Source organism: Streptomyces sp. NPDC059897 (assembly GCF_042730865.1).
GTDB lineage: Bacteria > Actinomycetota > Actinomycetes > Streptomycetales > Streptomycetaceae > Streptomyces.
Window position 1 is genome coordinate 274,688 of sequence record NZ_JBHWKQ010000003.1, and the last position, 16,032, is coordinate 290,719.

Here is a 16,032-nt window from a genome sequence, read left to right on the forward strand (position 1 = left end):
CCTTTTTCGAGAGGACTGACTCAGCTCCATGGCGAAGATCCTGAAGTTCGACGAGGACGCCCGTCGCGCCCTCGAGCGCGGCGTCAACAAGCTTGCCGACACGGTCAAGGTGACGATCGGCCCCAAGGGCCGCAACGTCGTCATCGACAAGAAGTTCGGCGCCCCCACCATCACCAACGACGGCGTCACGATCGCCCGTGAGGTCGAGGTCGAGGACCCGTACGAGAACCTCGGCGCGCAGCTGGTGAAGGAGGTGGCGACCAAGACCAACGACATCGCGGGTGACGGTACGACCACCGCCACCGTGCTCGCCCAGGCCCTGGTCAAGGAAGGCCTGCGCAACGTTGCCGCCGGCGCCTCCCCGGCCGCCCTGAAGAAGGGCATCGACGCCGCGGTCAAGGCCGTGTCCGAGGACCTCCTCGCGACCGCCCGCCCGATCGACGAGAAGTCCGACATCGCCGCCGTCGCCGGTCTGTCCGCCCAGGACAACCAGGTCGGCGAGCTCATCGCCGAGGCGATGGACAAGGTCGGCAAGGACGGTGTCATCACCGTCGAGGAGTCCAACACCTTCGGCCTGGAGCTCGACTTCACCGAGGGCATGGCCTTCGACAAGGGCTACCTGTCCCCGTACTTCGTCACCGACCAGGAGCGTATGGAGGCCGTCCTCGACGACCCGTACATCCTGATCCACCAGGGCAAGATCGGCTCGATCCAGGACATGCTCCCGCTCCTGGAGAAGGTCATCCAGAACGGTGGCTCCAAGCCGCTCCTGATCATCGCCGAGGACGTCGAGGGCGAGGCCCTGTCGACCCTGGTCGTGAACAAGATCCGCGGCACGTTCAACGCCGTCGCGGTCAAGGCCCCCGGCTTCGGCGACCGCCGCAAGGCGATGCTGCAGGACATGGCCACCCTCACCGGTGCCACGGTCATCGCCGAGGAGGTCGGCCTCAAGCTCGACCAGGCCGGTCTCGAGGTGCTCGGCACCGCGCGCCGCGTGACCATCACCAAGGACGACACCACCATCGTCGACGGTGGCGGCAAGTCCGAGGACGTCCAGGGCCGCGTCGCGCAGATCAAGGCCGAGATCGAGAACACGGACTCGGACTGGGACCGCGAGAAGCTGCAGGAGCGCCTGGCCAAGCTGGCCGGCGGCGTCTGCGTCATCCGCGTCGGTGCCGCGACCGAGGTCGAGCTCAAGGAGAAGAAGCACCGTCTGGAGGACGCCATCTCCGCGACCCGCGCCGCGGTCGAGGAGGGCATCGTCTCCGGTGGTGGCTCCGCCCTGGTGCACGCCTCCAAGGTCCTCGACGACTCCCTCGGCAAGCAGGGCGACGAGGCCACCGGTGTCGCCGTGGTCCGCCGCGCCGTCGTCGAGCCGCTCCGCTGGATCGGCGAGAACGCCGGCCAGGAGGGCTACGTGATCGTCTCCAAGGTCAAGGACCTCGACAAGGGCAACGGCTACAACGCCGCGACCGGCGAGTACGTCGACCTGGTCAAGGCCGGCGTCATCGACCCGGTCAAGGTCACCCGCTCCGCCCTGGAGAACGCCGCCTCCATCGCCTCCCTGCTGCTCACGACCGAGACCCTGGTCGTCGAGAAGCCGGCTGAGGAGGAGCCCGAGGCCGGTGGCCACGGGCACGGCCACGCCCACTGAGGCACGCCGCTCCGGCTGACGCAGACCGAGGCCCGGACCCCGTATCGCACGGGGCCGGGCCTCGGCCGTTTCCGTATCTCTGTCTCTTCTCTATCTCTCCGCCCCGTGGCGAAGGGGCAACTCCCTTACTGGGGGCCGTACTTGCGGCCCGTCCGCGAGGTGATCCCGCCGAGCAGGGAGCGCGGCGCCACCTTCACGACACCCATCAGCGCCTTGTACCGCGGATCCGGGATCGACAGCGACTTGCCGCGCGCGAGATCCGCCAGCGCCGCCGCCACCAGCTTGTCCGCGTCGAGCCACATCCACTTCGGGATGTTCCCCGTGCCCATTCCGGCGCGCTCGTGGAACTCCGTACGCACGAATCCCGGGCACAGCGCCATCAGCCGGACCCCGCTGCCCGCGAGGTCCTTCGCCGCGCCCTGCGTGAACTGCACGACCCACGCCTTCGACGCGCCGTAGGTGCCGCGGGGCACGAAGGCCGCCACGGACGCCACGTTCACGACGCCGCCGCGGCCGCGCTCGCGCATCGCCCCCGCGGCCGCCGACGTCAGCCGCAGCACCGCCTCGCAGTGCACCTTCAGCATCGTCAGCTCGTCGGCCATCGGGACTTCCAGGTACTGGCCCTTGTTGCCGAACCCGGCGTTGTTCACGAGCAGATCGACCGCCGCCTTACGGTCCGTCAGCCGGGCCTCGACCGCCGCGATTCCGTCCTCCGTGGCCAGGTCGGCGGTGAGCACCTCGGCCTCGATGCCGTGCGCGTCGTGCAGCTCGGTCGCCTGCTCGTGCAGCCGCTTGGTGTCGCGCGCGACGAGCACCAGGTTGTGGCCGTCGGTGGCGAGCCGTCGTGCGAAGGCGGCGCCGATGCCCGCGGTGGATCCGGTGATCAGGGCGGTAGTCATGGGCCAAGGTTATGAGCACGGACCGGTGCCCGTGATCACACCCCCGGGGGCGGAGGCCACGGTTCCCTTTTCGGGGGGCCGGGGTGGCGGTTGTGGTGAGGGGTGCGCGGGGCCGGGGGTGCTTTGCCGGGGTGGTGGCTGTGGTGAGGGTTGCGGGGGGCCGGGGTGGTGCCTTGCTGGGGTGGCGGCTGTCGTGAGGGGTACGGGGAACCGGGGTGGCGCTTCCCGGAGTCGACGCCCGCCGTGAGGGTTTCGCGGGACCGGGGTGTCGCTTGCCGGGGTGACGCCTGTCGTGAGGTTTCCGCGGCACGGCCTATTGCCCCGGTCCCCGCTCATCTCCCACCCGCCCGCCCCCTCCGGGGGCTTCGGCCCCCGTGGCCCCGGGGCCGTGCCGGGGCGGGGCTCGCCGTGTCCGTCACGTGGCGCCGAGGTTCGGACTTGTTACGCGGCACCGGGTGCCGGGTGTACCGGGGCCGCGGCCGACTTCTACGTTGCGCGGCACCGGGGGCCGCCTTGCCCACCCTGCCGCCCCAGGCGGCAGATTGCCCAAGGCGGTGGCGGTCGAGCGCATCGGGTGGGGAAGCGGGCCGGGCGGCGGTTGCCCAAGTCGGGTGCGGTCGCCTGTAACGGGTGGGGAGGCGGGCGGGCGGCGTTTGGCCAAGGTGGGCGCGGTCGAGCGCATCGGGTGGGAGGCGGGCTGGCGGCGGGTGCCCAACGTGGGTGCGGTCGGCCGTGACGGGTGGGGAGGTGGACCTGGCGGCAGATTGCCCAAGGCGGTTGCGGCCAGGCGCATCGGGTGGGGAGGCGGATCTGGCGGTGGTTGCTCAAGGTGGGCGTGGTCGTCCGCAAGGGGCGGGGAGGCGTCCCGGCGGTGGTTGCCCAAGTCGGGTGCACCCGACGCAACGGGCAGGGAAGCTGGCCCGCGGCAGATTGCCCAAGACGGGGACAGCGTCGACGGCCACGGGCGGGGCGTCGGTACCTGGTGGGGGAGTGTGCAAGTCGGGTGCGTCCGACCGCAACAGGCGGGGAACCGGGCGGCCCGGCAGCGGGTCGCCGCAGGCGAGGGTGAAACCCCGTGGGGCCGACGCCCCTGGAGGGGGCGGGTGGGTGGGAGATGGGCGGCGGAGACAGGCGAGGGCACCGGCAGGGCCGTCGCCTGCGGGCGCGCGGGGCGAATCAAGCCCCGCTCCGGGAGGAGACACACCGGGGCCGGGGCCGGGGCGTAGCCCCGCAGGCGTAACGCCGGTTCGGCGAATTCAGCCCCGCCGGCGATTGAGGCGCGGGGTCCGGGGCACAGCCCCGTGGCCGTAACGCCGGTACCGGGTCCAGTGCACAACCCCGAGGCCGTAACGCCGGTGCCGCAGAATCAGCCCCGCCGACGATTGGGCGCGGAGCCCCGTGGCGTAGGAACGGTCGGCCGCGACCGTGCCTACGAGCCGTACTTCTCGACGTACTCCCGCGCGGAGCGCCTCGCCTCGGGATGCAGCGCATCACCCGCGGCCAACAGCTGAGGAAGCAGCTTCCGGTCGAGCGTCACCGCCCGGAACTGCACCGCCACCGTCACCTCGTGCTCCGGCCGATGCACGACCTCGATGGCGTCGCCCGCACGGATCTCGCCCGGTTCGATCACCCGCAGGTACGCCCCCGGCGCCCCCTCCTGCGTGAACCGCTTGACCCATCCCCGCTCACCCAGATGCCCCTGGAAGGTCCGGCACGGGATCCGCCCGGACGTCACCTCAAGGACCAGCTCCGCCCCGATCCGCCAGCGCTCGCCGATCTTCGCGCCCGACACGTCGACCCCCTCCGTCGTGAGATTCTCGCCGAACGCGCCGCCGGCCAGCGGACGGCCGAGCTCCTTGCTCCACGCGTCCAGGTCCTCACGCGCGTACGCGTACACCGCCTGGTGGTCCCCGCCGTGGTGCCGCAGGTCGCACACCGCGTCCCCCGCGAGCCCGCTCGCGCCGGTCCCCTTGGTGCCGGGCGCCGCCACCCGTACGGGGCCGGTGACCGGGCGCTTGTCGATGCCCGTGACACCCTCGGGCTGGTCCGTGTAATCGACGGTCTTGGGTCGGCCGAGGTTGAGCGACAGAAGCTTCATGCGCGGAACGCTACGGGACCGCCACCCAAAGCCGCCACGCATTATCCGGCACATTCTCCAAGTTTCGCTTATGCTTGAGGGGTGATCGAGGCCCGTCATCTCCGTGTCCTGCGCGCCGTCGCCGCCACCGGCTCCTTCTCCGCGGCGGCACGCGAGCTGGGCTGCACCCAGCCCGCCGTGAGCCAGCAGATGAAGGCACTGGAGTCGTCGGCGGGTACGCCGCTGCTCATCCGCACCGGGCGCGAGATGCGGCTGACGCAGGCCGGCGAGGCCCTCGTGCGGCACGCGTCGGGCATCCTCGCCGGGCTCACCGCCGCCGAGGAGGAGATCGCCGCGATCGCGGGACTGAGGGCGGGGCGCGTTCGGCTCGTGTCCTTCCCCAGTGGCAGTTCGACGCTCGTCCCCACCGCCCTCGCCGCCCTGCGCGCCGAACACCCCGGCACGCGCGTGTCGCTGGTGGAGGCGGAGCCTCCGCGCTCCGTCGAGATGCTGCGCGAGGGCGACTGCGACGTCGCGCTCGCCTTCCGCTACGAGGGGGCGCACGCCGCCGAGGACTGGGACGACCTCGTCGTACGGACGCTGTTCGCGGACCGGCTCGTCGGGCTCGTCCCCGAGGGGCACCCGCTGGCCGGCGCGGGCTCGGTCACCATCGACGCGTTCGCGGACGAGCCGTGGATCGCGGGCTGCCCGCGCTGCCGCCGCCAGCTGGTCGAGGTGTGCAGGGGCGCCGGGTTCGCCCCCCGGATCGACTTCGCGACGGACGACTATCCGGCGGTCGTCGGGCTCGTCAGCGCCGGTCTCGGCGTGGCGGTCCTCCCCGAACTGGCCATCGAGTCCGTTCGCCCCAAGGGTGCACGCACAGTGACCGTCGAGCCCCCGGTGCGCCGCGAGATCGTCGCGCTCACGCTGCCCGACCTGGCGCAGGTGCCCGCGGTCGGCGCGACCCTCGAGCACCTGGCGAAGGCCGCGACACGCTGAAACCGGAGGTGGGCGCACCTCGGCGCGCCCACGTCCACGGTCCTTGCAGAAACGTTCCTTCAGTTGCGTGCGCCGCTTGTGGCGGCATGTCCTCCACTCGGGGCCGATGCCGTGACAAGCCTGTTCCTGGCCCGTCCCATGAGCTCTTCGCGCTCGTCCTCGGTGAGGCCGCCCCACACGCCGTACGGCTCACGCACCTGTAGGGCGTGAGCAGCGCACTCCGCGCGCACCGGGCACCTCATGCAGACCTCCTTGGCCGAGTTCTCACGGGCGCTGCGTGCCGCCCCACGCTCGCCCTCCGGGTGGAAGAAGAGCGAGCTGTCCACCCCGCGGCAGGCCGCGAGGAGCTGCCAGTCCCACAGATCGGCGTTCGGTCCGGGAAGGCGGGAGAAATCTGCCATTGCTGTGTCCCCTTGTAGCCGTTCAGACGCGGATACGGTGCCCATGACCGTACATCTACTGTCTAAGGAGATGAAAATATGACTCATTGCGAATCTAGCTACAGACACCAGCAAAAGGAAGGAAAACCTTCCAAATGGGGCATAGCTTGTGATGAAACCTTGTGGGTCCGTCGCGCTGTCCGCACCGTGTTCGCGCCCTCACGTAGAGTGCCGAAGGAGGCCGTCGGACCCGTAACTCTTTCGAGTGACCGTCGTTGAGAGTGCGGAGGCGGTTGAATGAACAAGCGCTCGGGCATGTGTCCGATTGCCTTGTTGAGTGTCGACCGCACAGGTGACGATTCGTACACAGCCTGGAGGCTCAAGGTGACGCGCATCAGCTGCGGAGGGCGGTCATGACATCCGTCCTCGTCTGCGACGACTCCCCGCTTGCCCGAGAGGCGCTCCGTCGGGCGGTTGCGACCGTCCCCGGCGTCGAGCGCGTGACGACCGCGGCCAACGGCGAGGAAGTCCTCCGCCGCTGGGGTGCGGACCGCTCGGACCTGATTCTGATGGACGTACGCATGCCCGGTCTGGGCGGCGTCGAGACAGTACGGCGGCTGCTCTCCGCCGATCCCGGTGCGCGCATCATCATGCTCACCGTGGCCGAGGACCTGGACGGCGTGGCCCTCGCGGTCGCCGCCGGCGCCCGGGGCTATCTGCACAAGGACGCCTCGCGCGCCGAACTGCGGGCCACGGTGACGCAGGCGCTCGCCGACCCGACCTGGCGACTCGCCCCGCGCAGACTGCGCTCGGCCGAGATGGGGGCCGCCCCCACGCTCACCGCGCGGGAGATCCAGGTGCTCGAGGGCATGAGCCACGGACGGTCCAACGCCGAGATCGGGCGTGAGCTGTTCCTCTCCGAGGACACGGTCAAGACGCACGCGCGTCGCCTGTTCAAGAAGCTCGGCGCCTCGGACCGCGCGCACGCGGTGGCGCTCGGGTTCCGCTGGGGCCTGGTTCGCTGACGAGCCGCTGATCGGCACACCCCCGCGCCCTCCGGGGCGCGGTGGACCCGCCGTGAGGGACGCCGCTCCGGCCCGTCGCGCCGCGCTTTTCGACGCTTCGCGCGCGATGCCGCATCCTTGGGGGTGTGGAGTTCCTCGGGGACGAGTCGGGCGAGCAGGGTCAGCGAGAGGGGAGGGCGCAGGAGATGAGTTCCGGCGCACCTGCTCATAACGCTTCGGTGCACAACTACGGGCACGGTGTCACGGACCGAAAGGCGTCGGGGCACCATGGACCGATGCGTGACGACGAGGCAGCGACTCCCCAGGGGGTCATCGGTACGCTCGTCGGCCGCGCCGTGGACGGCGACGAGCAGGCCACGCACGACCTGCTCGCACACGTCCACCCCCTCGCGATCCGCTACTGCCGCACGCGTCTTTCCCGACTTCCGGGGGACGCGCGGCACTTCGTGGAGGATCTCGCCCAGGAGGTCTGCGTCGCGGTGCTGCTCGCGCTGCCGCGCTACAAGGACACCGGGCGGCCCTTCGAGGCCTTCGTCTTCGCCATCGCCGCGCACAAGGTCGCCGACCTGCAGCGGGCCGCCATGCGCGGCCCCGGTTCCACGGCCGTGCCCTCCGACGAGATGCCGGAGCGGCCCGACGACTCGCTCGGCCCCGAGGAGCGGGCGCTGCTCAACAGCGATGCCGCGTGGGCCAAGAAGCTGCTCGCCAACCTTCCGCAGAACCAGCGGGAACTGCTCCTGCTGCGCATCGCCGTCGGGCTCACCGCCGAGGAGACCGGGCAGATGTTGGGCATGTCACCCGGCGCCGTACGCGTCGCGCAGCACCGGGCCCTGAGTCGGCTCCGCGCGCTCGCCGAGCAGTAGCACGAGACGTCGGCCACGCACGTGTGAACGTCCAAAGAACGCCGATGATCTTGATCGTGGAATGAGACGCCCCTGCGGGCCGTTAGCATGGACATCCGCACCGATCAAGGCCATTTGGGGAAGGTGTCATGACTGCAAACGTCGACGGAGTGCCCGAGAAATTCGCGACACTCGGGCTGACCTACGACGACGTGCTGCTGCTGCCGGGCGCGTCGGACATGGCGCCCGACCAGATCGACACCGCCTCGCACGTCTCGAAGAACGTGCGGGTGAACATCCCGCTGCTGTCCGCCGCGATGGACAAGGTCACCGAGTCCCGCATGGCGATCGCCATGGCGCGGCAGGGTGGCGTGGGTGTCCTGCACCGCAACCTGTCGATCGCCGACCAGGCGAACCAGGTGGACCTCGTCAAGCGCTCCGAGTCCGGCATGGTCACCGACCCGATCACGGTGCACCCGGACGCGACGCTCGCCGAGGCCGACGCGATCTGCGCCAAGTTCCGCATCTCCGGCGTCCCGGTGACCGACGGCGGCGGCAAGCTGCTCGGCATCGTCACCAACCGCGACATCGCGTTCGAGAACGACCGCAGCCGTCAGGTCCGCGAGGTCATGACGCCGATGCCGCTCGTCACGGGCAAGGTCGGCATCTCCGGCGTCGACGCCATGGAGCTGCTGCGCCGCCACAAGATCGAGAAGCTTCCGCTGGTCGACGATGCGGGCATCCTCAAGGGCCTCATCACGGTCAAGGACTTCAAGAAGGCCGAGCAGTACCCGAACGCGGCGAAGGACTCCGAGGGCCGGCTGCTCGTCGGTGCCGCGGTCGGCGTCGCCGGTGACTCCTACGAGCGGGCGCAGGCCCTGATCGAGGCGGGCGCCGACTTCATCGTCGTCGACACCGCGCACGGCCACTCGCGCCTCGTCGGCGACATGGTCGCCAAGATCAAGTCGAACGCGGGCAACGTCGACGTCATCGGCGGCAACATCGCCACGCGTGACGGCGCCAAGGCGCTCATCGACTCCGGTGTCGACGGCATCAAGGTCGGTGTAGGACCGGGCTCCATCTGCACCACGCGCGTCGTCGCCGGTATCGGCGTCCCGCAGGTCACCGCCATCTACGAGGCCTCGCTCGCCGCCAAGGAGGCCGGCGTCCCGGTCATCGGCGACGGCGGCCTGCAGTACTCCGGTGACATCGCCAAGGCGCTCGTCGCCGGCGCCGACACCGTGATGCTCGGCTCGCTGCTCGCGGGCTGCGAGGAGTCGCCGGGTGAGCTGATGTTCATCAACGGCAAGCAGTTCAAGTCGTACCGCGGCATGGGCTCGCTCGGCGCGATGCAGACGCGCGGCGACCAGAAGTCCTTCTCCAAGGACCGGTACTTCCAGGAGGGCGTCGCCTCCGACGAGAAGCTCGTGCCCGAGGGCATCGAGGGCCAGGTGCCCTACCGCGGCCCGCTGTCGGCCGTCGTGCACCAGCTCACCGGTGGCCTTCGCCAGTCGATGTTCTACGTCGGCGGGCGCACGGTTCCGGAGCTGCAGAGCAACGGCCGGTTCGTCCGGATCACCTCGGCGGGCCTCAAGGAGAGCCACCCGCACGACATCCAGATGACGGTCGAGGCGCCGAACTACAGCCGCAACGGCAAGTAGGCGAATAACAGCAGGTCAGCCGTGATGGGGCGGCTCCGGGATCACCGGGGCCGCCCCACACGCGTGTGTCAGGGATACTGGACAGGCAAGGCCCAAGTGGGACCCAGATGTGAAAGGCGCCCCCCAACGTGACTGAGATCGAGATCGGGCGCGGCAAGCGCGGCCGCCGCGCGTACGCCTTCGACGACATCGCCGTCGTACCGAGTCGGCGCACCCGCGACCCGAAGGAGGTCTCGATCGCCTGGCAGATCGATGCCTACCGCTTCGAGCTGCCGTTCCTGGCCGCCCCCATGGACTCCGTCGTCTCGCCGCAGACCGCGATCCGCATCGGTGAGCTGGGCGGCCTCGGCGTCCTCAACCTCGAGGGCCTGTGGACCCGGTACGAGGACCCGCAGTCGCTGCTCGACGAGATCGCCGAGCTGACGCCCGAGGCCGCGACCCGCCGCCTCCAGGAGATCTACTCCGCGCCCATCCAGGCCGACCTGATCGGGCAGCGCATCAAGGAGGTGCGCGACTCCGGTGTCGTCACCGCCGCCGCGCTCTCCCCGCAGCGCACCGCCGAGTTCTCCAAGGCGGTCGTGGACGCGGGCGTCGACATCTTCGTGATCCGCGGGACCACGGTCTCCGCCGAGCACGTCTCCGGCGCCGCCGAGCCGCTGAACCTGAAGCAGTTCATCTACGAGCTGGACGTCCCGGTCATCGTCGGCGGCTGCGCCACGTACACCGCGGCGCTGCACCTCATGCGGACCGGCGCCGCGGGTGTGCTGGTCGGGTTCGGTGGCGGTGCAGCGCACACCACGCGGAACGTGCTGGGCATCCAGGTGCCGATGGCCACCGCCGTGGCCGATGTCGCCGCCGCGCGCCGCGACTACATGGACGAGTCCGGCGGCCGCTACGTGCACGTCATCGCCGACGGCGGCGTGGGCTGGTCCGGCGACCTGCCCAAGGCCATCGCCTGCGGCGCCGACTCCGTGATGATGGGCTCGCCGCTGGCGCGCGCCACGGACGCGCCCGGCCGCGGTCACCACTGGGGCATGGAGGCCGTCCACGAGGACGTGCCGCGCGGCAAGAAGGTCGACCTCGGCACGGTCGGCACGACCGAGGAGGTCCTGACCGGCCCCTCGCACACGCCCGACGGGTCGATGAACTTCTTCGGCGCGCTGAAGCGGGCCATGGCGACGACCGGCTACAGCGAGCTCAAGGAGTTCCAGCGGGTCGAGGTCACGGTGGCGGACGCGACGCACAAGCGGTGACGCTGTCGCTGTGACGTAGCCGAAAACGGGTTGGGCCCCACCGAAAGGTGGGGCCCAACCCGTTTTTTGTCTAGGCGGATGCCCTCTTCGCCGCGCCGAAGGAGGCGAAGGCGGCGACGGCGAAGAAGACGAAGGTGAGGAAGTCCGATTCGGCCTTCCAGACCTCGTTGAGCAGGCCGAAGTGCTCGAAGAACAGTTCCGGCACGGACCACGGGGACTGCTTGGAACCGATGATCGCGTTGCCGAGCAGCTGGCCGAGGTAGACGCCGAGCAGTGACAGGACCGGGCCGGCGACGAGGGCCACCGGGTTGTTGCCGCCGACCTTGCCGGCCGCGAATCCGATCAGCAGGCCGACGGCCACGGCCGCGTAGCCGATCTCGTGCTCGGTGGCGCCGATGAGGCCGCCGTAGGCGCCGGCGCCGACCAGCATGGCCACGAAGGCGGCGAGGACGCCGAGTCCCGCGTTGCCGCGGGCCGGCGCGGGCGGCGGCACCGGCTGGAAACCGCCCTGCATGCCGGGCATGCCCTGCTGCTGGGGGAACGGGGCGTACGGCTGCTGCTGCGGGGAGCCGTACGGGGCCTGCGGCGGCTGCGGAGGCTGATTGGCGTACGGGTTGCCGTCGGGTATGTGCGGCGGCTGGGTCATGCGGTCCCCCTGGGATGTGAGCCCTGACACCGGTGTGCGCAGAGTTGCCGCACAGTAGCAGTCAGAGGCGGTGTGCGGCCCCCGCCGGAGTGGCTCCCCTTGTGTCCAGGAGGAGCTGGGCCTTCACCGCGAGGCCCTGGAGGTCGTACGTGCGGTGCTGTTGCAGCAGGATCGTCAGGTCGGCGTCGGCCGCGGCCTCGTAGAGGGAGTCGGCGCGCGGGACCGGGCGGTCCAGGACGTTCCAGGACGGGACGTACGGGTCGTGGTAGCTGACGGCGGCGCCGAGCTGCATGAGGCGGGTGGCGATCTCCTCGGCAGGGGCGGCCTGCTGGTCGGCGAGGTCGGGCTTGTAGGTGATGCCGAGGAGGAGGATGCGGGCGCCGCGGGCGGACTTGCCGTGCTCGTTGAGGAGGGTGGCCGCGCGCTGGACCACGTAGCTCGGCATGTGGTGGTTGACCTGGCGGGCCAGTTCGACCATCCGCAGGGGGCGGGTGGGCAGGTGCGGGCCCGAGAGGTCCTGGGCGATGGCGTGGCCGCCGACGCCGGGGCCGGGGCGGAAGGCCTGGAAGCCGAAGGGCTTCGTCTCCGCGCAGCGGATGACGTCCCACAGGTCCACGCCCAACTCGTGGCAGAGCACCGCCATTTCGTTGACCAGGGCGATGTTGACGTGCCGGTAGTTGGTCTCCAGGAGGTGCACGGTCTCCGCCTCGCGCGGGCCACGCGCGCGTACGACCTTGTCGGTGAGCCGGCTGTAGAAGGTGGCCGCCGACTCGGTGCAGGCGGGGGTGTGGCCGCCGATCACCTTGGGGGTCGAGGTGTAGGGGTGCCGGCGGTTGCCGGGGTCGACGCGGCCGGGGGCGTGCGCGAGGTGGAAGTCGCGGCCCGCGCGCAGGCCCGAGCCCTCTTCGAGGACGGGGAGGAGGAGCGTCTGCGTGGTGCCCGGCGGCACCGGCGACTCGATGATCACCGTGGTGTGCGGGCGGAGCCGCGCGGCGAGGGTGCGGGTCGCCTCGACGACCGGGGTGAGCATCGGCGCCCCGTCGGGGCCCTGCGGGGTGGGGGCGCAGATCACGGCGGTGCGGACGCGGGCGAGCTCGGCAGGGTTGGCCGTGGGGCGGAAGCCCGCGGAGAGCATGCGGCGGAGGTCGGCGGCGGTGAGGGCCGCCGCGTCGCCGCCGCCGGGCAGCCGGCCCGCGGCGAGGTCCCGGGCGCGGGCCGGATCGTGGCCGATGGTCGCGATCCCGGCCGCCACGGCGGCCTGGGCGAGGGGCAGGCCGAGATGGCCGAGGCCGATGACGGCGAGGTCTGCGGGCATGGCGGTTGCCGTCCTTTCCCGAGGAGCGGACCCGGTCATTAGCCGGAGCGGGACGAGGGCGCAAGCCCTGTGGACAGGATGAGCGAGCGCACTGTCAGACTAGGAGTAAATATGACCGATATGCGGCATTGCCCGGAGATGGATTTGCGAGTGTTGCGCCGCGAGTCTCCGCAGGTTGTCCACAGGTGCACGCCCGCTGGGTCCTGCTGACGGATCAGGCTGGACCCGGGGGGCCATCATGGGCGGTGCCGGTGAGCGGGGTCTGGTGCGTGCCAGGGCCCGCGACTCCAGCAGGATCCGTCAGCAGGGCCCTACTGGCCCGAATCGGGCAGCGGGTGAAGAATCGGGGCATGTAGGAAGAGTGCGGCCCGTGCTTCGCGGTACCTGAGGCCGGGCACACCACACGCGTGAGCCACGCCGACGACAGCGGGAGGCAGCAGTGAAGGCAGCGACACTGGGACCCGAGCAGCGCGCACAGGACCTGGCGGCCATGGCCGAGCGCGAGCTGGACATCCTCGTGGTGGGCGCCGGAGTGGTCGGTGCGGGCACGGCGCTCGACGCGGTCACCCGCGGCCTGTCCACCGGGATCGTCGAGGCGCGGGACTGGGCCTCCGGCACGTCGAGCCGTTCCAGCAAGCTGATCCACGGCGGGCTCAGGTATCTGGAGATGCTGGACTTCGCGCTCGTCCGCGAGGCGCTGAAGGAGCGCGGGCTGCTGCTCGAACGGCTGGCGCCGCACCTCGTGAAGCCGGTGCCGTTCCTCTATCCGTTGCAGCACAAGGCATGGGAGCGGGTGTACGCCGGGTCGGGTGTCGCGCTGTACGACGCGATGTCGATGGCGCGTGGGCACGGGCGCGGTCTGCCGATGCACCGGCATCTGACGCGCAAGCACGCGCTGCGGGTCGCCCCCTGCCTGAAGAAGGACGCGCTGACCGGCGCGCTCCAGTACTACGACGCACAGATGGACGACGCCCGGTACGTGGCGACCCTCGTGCGCACCGCCGCCATGTACGGCGCCAAGGCCGCCAACCGCGCGCGGGTCACCGGGTTCCTGCGGGAGGGCGAGCGGGTCGTCGGCGCGCGGGTGGAGGACGTCGAGGGCGGCGGCGAGTACGAGATCCGCGCCAAGCAGGTCGTGAACGCGACGGGGGTGTGGACCGACGACACGCAGGCCATGGTCGGCGAGCGCGGGCAGTTCCACGTGCGGGCGTCCAAGGGCATCCACCTGGTGGTGCCGAAGGACCGGATCAATTCGACGACCGGGCTGATCCTGCGTACCGAGAAGAGCGTGCTGTTCGTCATCCCCTGGGGGCGGCACTGGATCATCGGCACGACCGACACCGACTGGGACCTCGACAAGGCGCACCCCGCCGCGTCCAGCGCCGACATCGACTACCTGCTCGAACACGTCAACTCGGTGCTCGGTGTCCCGCTTTCGCGTGATGACGTGCAGGGCGTCTACGCCGGCCTGCGGCCGCTGCTCGCCGGGGAGTCCGACGCCACCAGCAAACTGTCGCGCGAGCACACCGTCGCGCACCCCGCGCCGGGCCTCGTCGTGGTGGCGGGCGGCAAGTACACGACGTACCGGGTCATGGCCAAGGACGCCGTCGACGAGGCGGTGCACGGGCTCGACCAGCGGGTCGCCGAGTGCGTGACGGAGGAGGTGCCGCTGGTGGGTGCCGAGGGGTACCGGGCGCTGTGGAACGCGCGGGCGCGCATCGCCGCGCGTACCGGATTGCATGTGGTGCGGGTCGAGCACCTGCTCAACCGGTACGGGGCGCTGGCCGAGGAGGTCCTCGAACTGGTCTCGACCGACCCGGGGTTGGGTGCGCCGCTGGGAGGCGCGGACGACTATCTGCGGGCCGAGGTGGTGTACGCGGCCTCGCACGAAGGGGCGCGGCACCTCGACGACGTGCTGACGCGGCGCACCCGGATCTCCATCGAGACGTTCGACCGGGGCGCGCGGTGCGCGCGGGAGGCGGCGGAGCTCATGGCGCCCGTCCTCGGCTGGGACAAGGACCAGGTGGAGCGGGAGGTCGAGCACTACGAGAAGCGGGTGGAGGCGGAGCGGGAGTCGCAGCGGCAGCCGGACGACCTCACGGCGGACGCGGCGCGGCTCGGTGCGCCGGACATTGTTCCGCTCTGACCGTCCTGTTGCGGTGGGCCGGGGTTGCGGTCGCGGGGCTCTGCCCCGGACCCCGCTCCTCAATCGCCGGCGGGGCTTGAATTGCAGAACTCTGCTGTGAGTAGCTGACGCTCGGGGGAGCCGCTTCCCGACAAAGTCGCCTTTGTCGTGCGGTAGGTGACGACCTGTGAGCCGTCCCTCGTCGCCGCCGCGCGGACATAGGTGTGGGCTATGCGTCCGTTGTGGCCCCAGACCGTGGTGCCGCAGGGCAGTTTCTCCGGGTAGAGGCCCATGCCGTAATGGCCGTCCGCGGGGCCGGTGTTGAGCATCGTACGGAGGGCCTGTCGCGGGAGCAGGCGGCCCTCCAGGAGCGCCGCGTAGAAGCGGTTCAGGTCGGGGAGCGTGGAGATCAGTTCGCCGGAGGCCCCGGCCGTGCGCGGGTCGAGGCGGACCGCGTCGGGGCCGTGCGGGCGCGGCACCGTGGTGCGGGCGCCGGGGAACGAGGTGCCGGTGAGGCGCAGCGGGGCGATGATGCGGCGGCGGGCCTCCGTGGCGTAGGAGTGGCCCGTGACCTGATGGATGATCATGCCCAGGAGTACGTAGTTGGTGTTGGAGTACGACCAGGTGCCGCGCGGGGTCGTCCGGGGCTCCGACAGGGACAGGGCCGCCACCGCCGTCGGCTCCAGTGCGACGCGGCCGCGGGTGGCGGCCGTGAAGTCGTAGAGGCCGCTGGTCTGGGTGAGCAGGGAGCGGACCGTGAGTCTGCGGGTGGCCGTGAGGGAGGGGAGGTAGGAGGAGACGCGTGCGGAGAGTGTCAGGCGTTTCTCCGCGGCTAGTTGAAGGACCACCGTCGCGATGAAGGTCTTGGTGATGCTGCCCGCGCGCACATGGTCGGAGCGGGTGAGGCTGGGGCTGGTGGTGGTGAAGTGGCCCGTGGAGCCCTCGGTTGCCAGGAGCGCCGCCGATGGGGCCTTGCCTCGCGTCACGAGCAGCGGAAGAGTGTCGTCCGCGGGTGCCTTCGGGCCCGGCGCGCTGCTCTGGGTCAGGCACAGTACGGCCATGGTCAGCGGTATGGCCAGGAGCGTCCGGAAGGCGGGCAACGACGGTCCCTTTCGGCGGTGCGGGCCACCATTGTGGGACGTTCCTGTGCGTGTCG

The 16,032-nt window shown here is 70.9% G+C and carries 13 protein-coding genes; 7 read left to right on the forward strand and 6 right to left on the reverse strand.

What is annotated here, in order from left to right; genetic code table 11:
• Window positions 1-28: 28 nt before the first annotated feature.
• Window positions 29-1,654 (forward strand): chaperonin GroEL, encoded by a 1,626-nt coding sequence (gene groL, locus ACFV9W_RS05815; RefSeq protein ID WP_385755948.1) that lies wholly within the window; start codon window positions 29-31, stop codon window positions 1,652-1,654.
• A gap of 125 nt (window positions 1,655-1,779) precedes the next feature.
• Here the strand turns inward: groL and ACFV9W_RS05820 are convergent, their stop codons facing one another.
• A complete protein-coding gene (locus ACFV9W_RS05820) occupies window positions 1,780-2,553 on the reverse strand; it encodes an SDR family NAD(P)-dependent oxidoreductase (protein ID WP_385755950.1) in 774 nt (257 codons plus the stop codon).
• A gap of 1,429 nt (window positions 2,554-3,982) precedes the next feature.
• Window positions 3,983-4,651 carry an MOSC domain-containing protein gene (locus ACFV9W_RS05825; RefSeq protein ID WP_385755952.1) on the reverse strand — a complete coding sequence of 223 codons (669 nt, stop codon included), beginning with the start codon at window positions 4,649-4,651 and terminating at the stop codon, window positions 3,983-3,985.
• Between the two features lie 81 nt (window positions 4,652-4,732).
• On the opposite strand from ACFV9W_RS05825, the gene ACFV9W_RS05830 reads away from it, so the two are divergent.
• Window positions 4,733-5,629, forward strand: a complete 897-nt coding sequence (locus ACFV9W_RS05830; RefSeq protein ID WP_385755954.1) for a LysR family transcriptional regulator — start codon at window positions 4,733-4,735, stop codon at window positions 5,627-5,629.
• 59 nt (window positions 5,630-5,688) lie between these two features.
• On the opposite strand, the gene ACFV9W_RS05835 is transcribed toward ACFV9W_RS05830, so the two are convergent.
• Window positions 5,689-6,030, reverse strand: a complete 342-nt coding sequence (locus ACFV9W_RS05835) for a WhiB family transcriptional regulator (RefSeq protein WP_385755956.1) — start codon at window positions 6,028-6,030, stop codon at window positions 5,689-5,691.
• Window positions 6,031-6,422: 392 nt separating this feature from the next.
• On the opposite strand from ACFV9W_RS05835, the gene ACFV9W_RS05840 reads away from it, so the two are divergent.
• From ACFV9W_RS05840 to ACFV9W_RS05855, 4 genes are all read left to right on the forward strand, one after another.
• A complete protein-coding gene (locus tag ACFV9W_RS05840; RefSeq protein WP_003948568.1) occupies window positions 6,423-7,034 on the forward strand; it encodes a response regulator transcription factor in 612 nt (203 codons plus the stop codon).
• 275 nt (window positions 7,035-7,309) lie between these two features.
• Window positions 7,310-7,897, forward strand: a complete 588-nt coding sequence (locus ACFV9W_RS05845) for a sigma-70 family RNA polymerase sigma factor (protein ID WP_266713169.1) — start codon at window positions 7,310-7,312, stop codon at window positions 7,895-7,897.
• 128 nt (window positions 7,898-8,025) lie between these two features.
• Window positions 8,026-9,537, forward strand: a complete 1,512-nt coding sequence (guaB, locus tag ACFV9W_RS05850; protein ID WP_385755958.1) for an IMP dehydrogenase — start codon at window positions 8,026-8,028, stop codon at window positions 9,535-9,537.
• Between the two features lie 128 nt (window positions 9,538-9,665).
• The gene (locus ACFV9W_RS05855) at window positions 9,666-10,790 is read left to right on the forward strand and encodes a GuaB3 family IMP dehydrogenase-related protein (protein WP_385755959.1); all 1,125 of its coding nucleotides are present in this window, start codon (window positions 9,666-9,668) and stop codon (window positions 10,788-10,790) included.
• Between the two features lie 70 nt (window positions 10,791-10,860).
• Here ACFV9W_RS05855 and ACFV9W_RS05860 read toward each other — a convergent pair whose 3' ends face one another.
• Entirely contained in the window at window positions 10,861-11,436 is a 576-nt protein-coding gene (locus ACFV9W_RS05860) for a hypothetical protein (RefSeq protein WP_385755961.1), read from the reverse strand.
• A 61-nt stretch (window positions 11,437-11,497) separates the two neighbouring features.
• A complete protein-coding gene (locus ACFV9W_RS05865) occupies window positions 11,498-12,751 on the reverse strand; it encodes a nucleotide sugar dehydrogenase (RefSeq protein WP_385755963.1) in 1,254 nt (417 codons plus the stop codon).
• Between the two features lie 439 nt (window positions 12,752-13,190).
• Between ACFV9W_RS05865 and ACFV9W_RS05870 the strand changes: the two genes are divergently transcribed.
• A complete protein-coding gene (locus ACFV9W_RS05870) occupies window positions 13,191-14,897 on the forward strand; it encodes a glycerol-3-phosphate dehydrogenase/oxidase (protein WP_385755964.1) in 1,707 nt (568 codons plus the stop codon).
• A gap of 59 nt (window positions 14,898-14,956) precedes the next feature.
• Here ACFV9W_RS05870 and ACFV9W_RS05875 read toward each other — a convergent pair whose 3' ends face one another.
• On the reverse strand, window positions 14,957-15,976 hold the full coding sequence (locus ACFV9W_RS05875; RefSeq protein ID WP_385755966.1) for a serine hydrolase domain-containing protein: 1,020 nt from the start codon (window positions 15,974-15,976) through the stop codon (window positions 14,957-14,959).
• Window positions 15,977-16,032 lie beyond the last annotated feature (56 nt).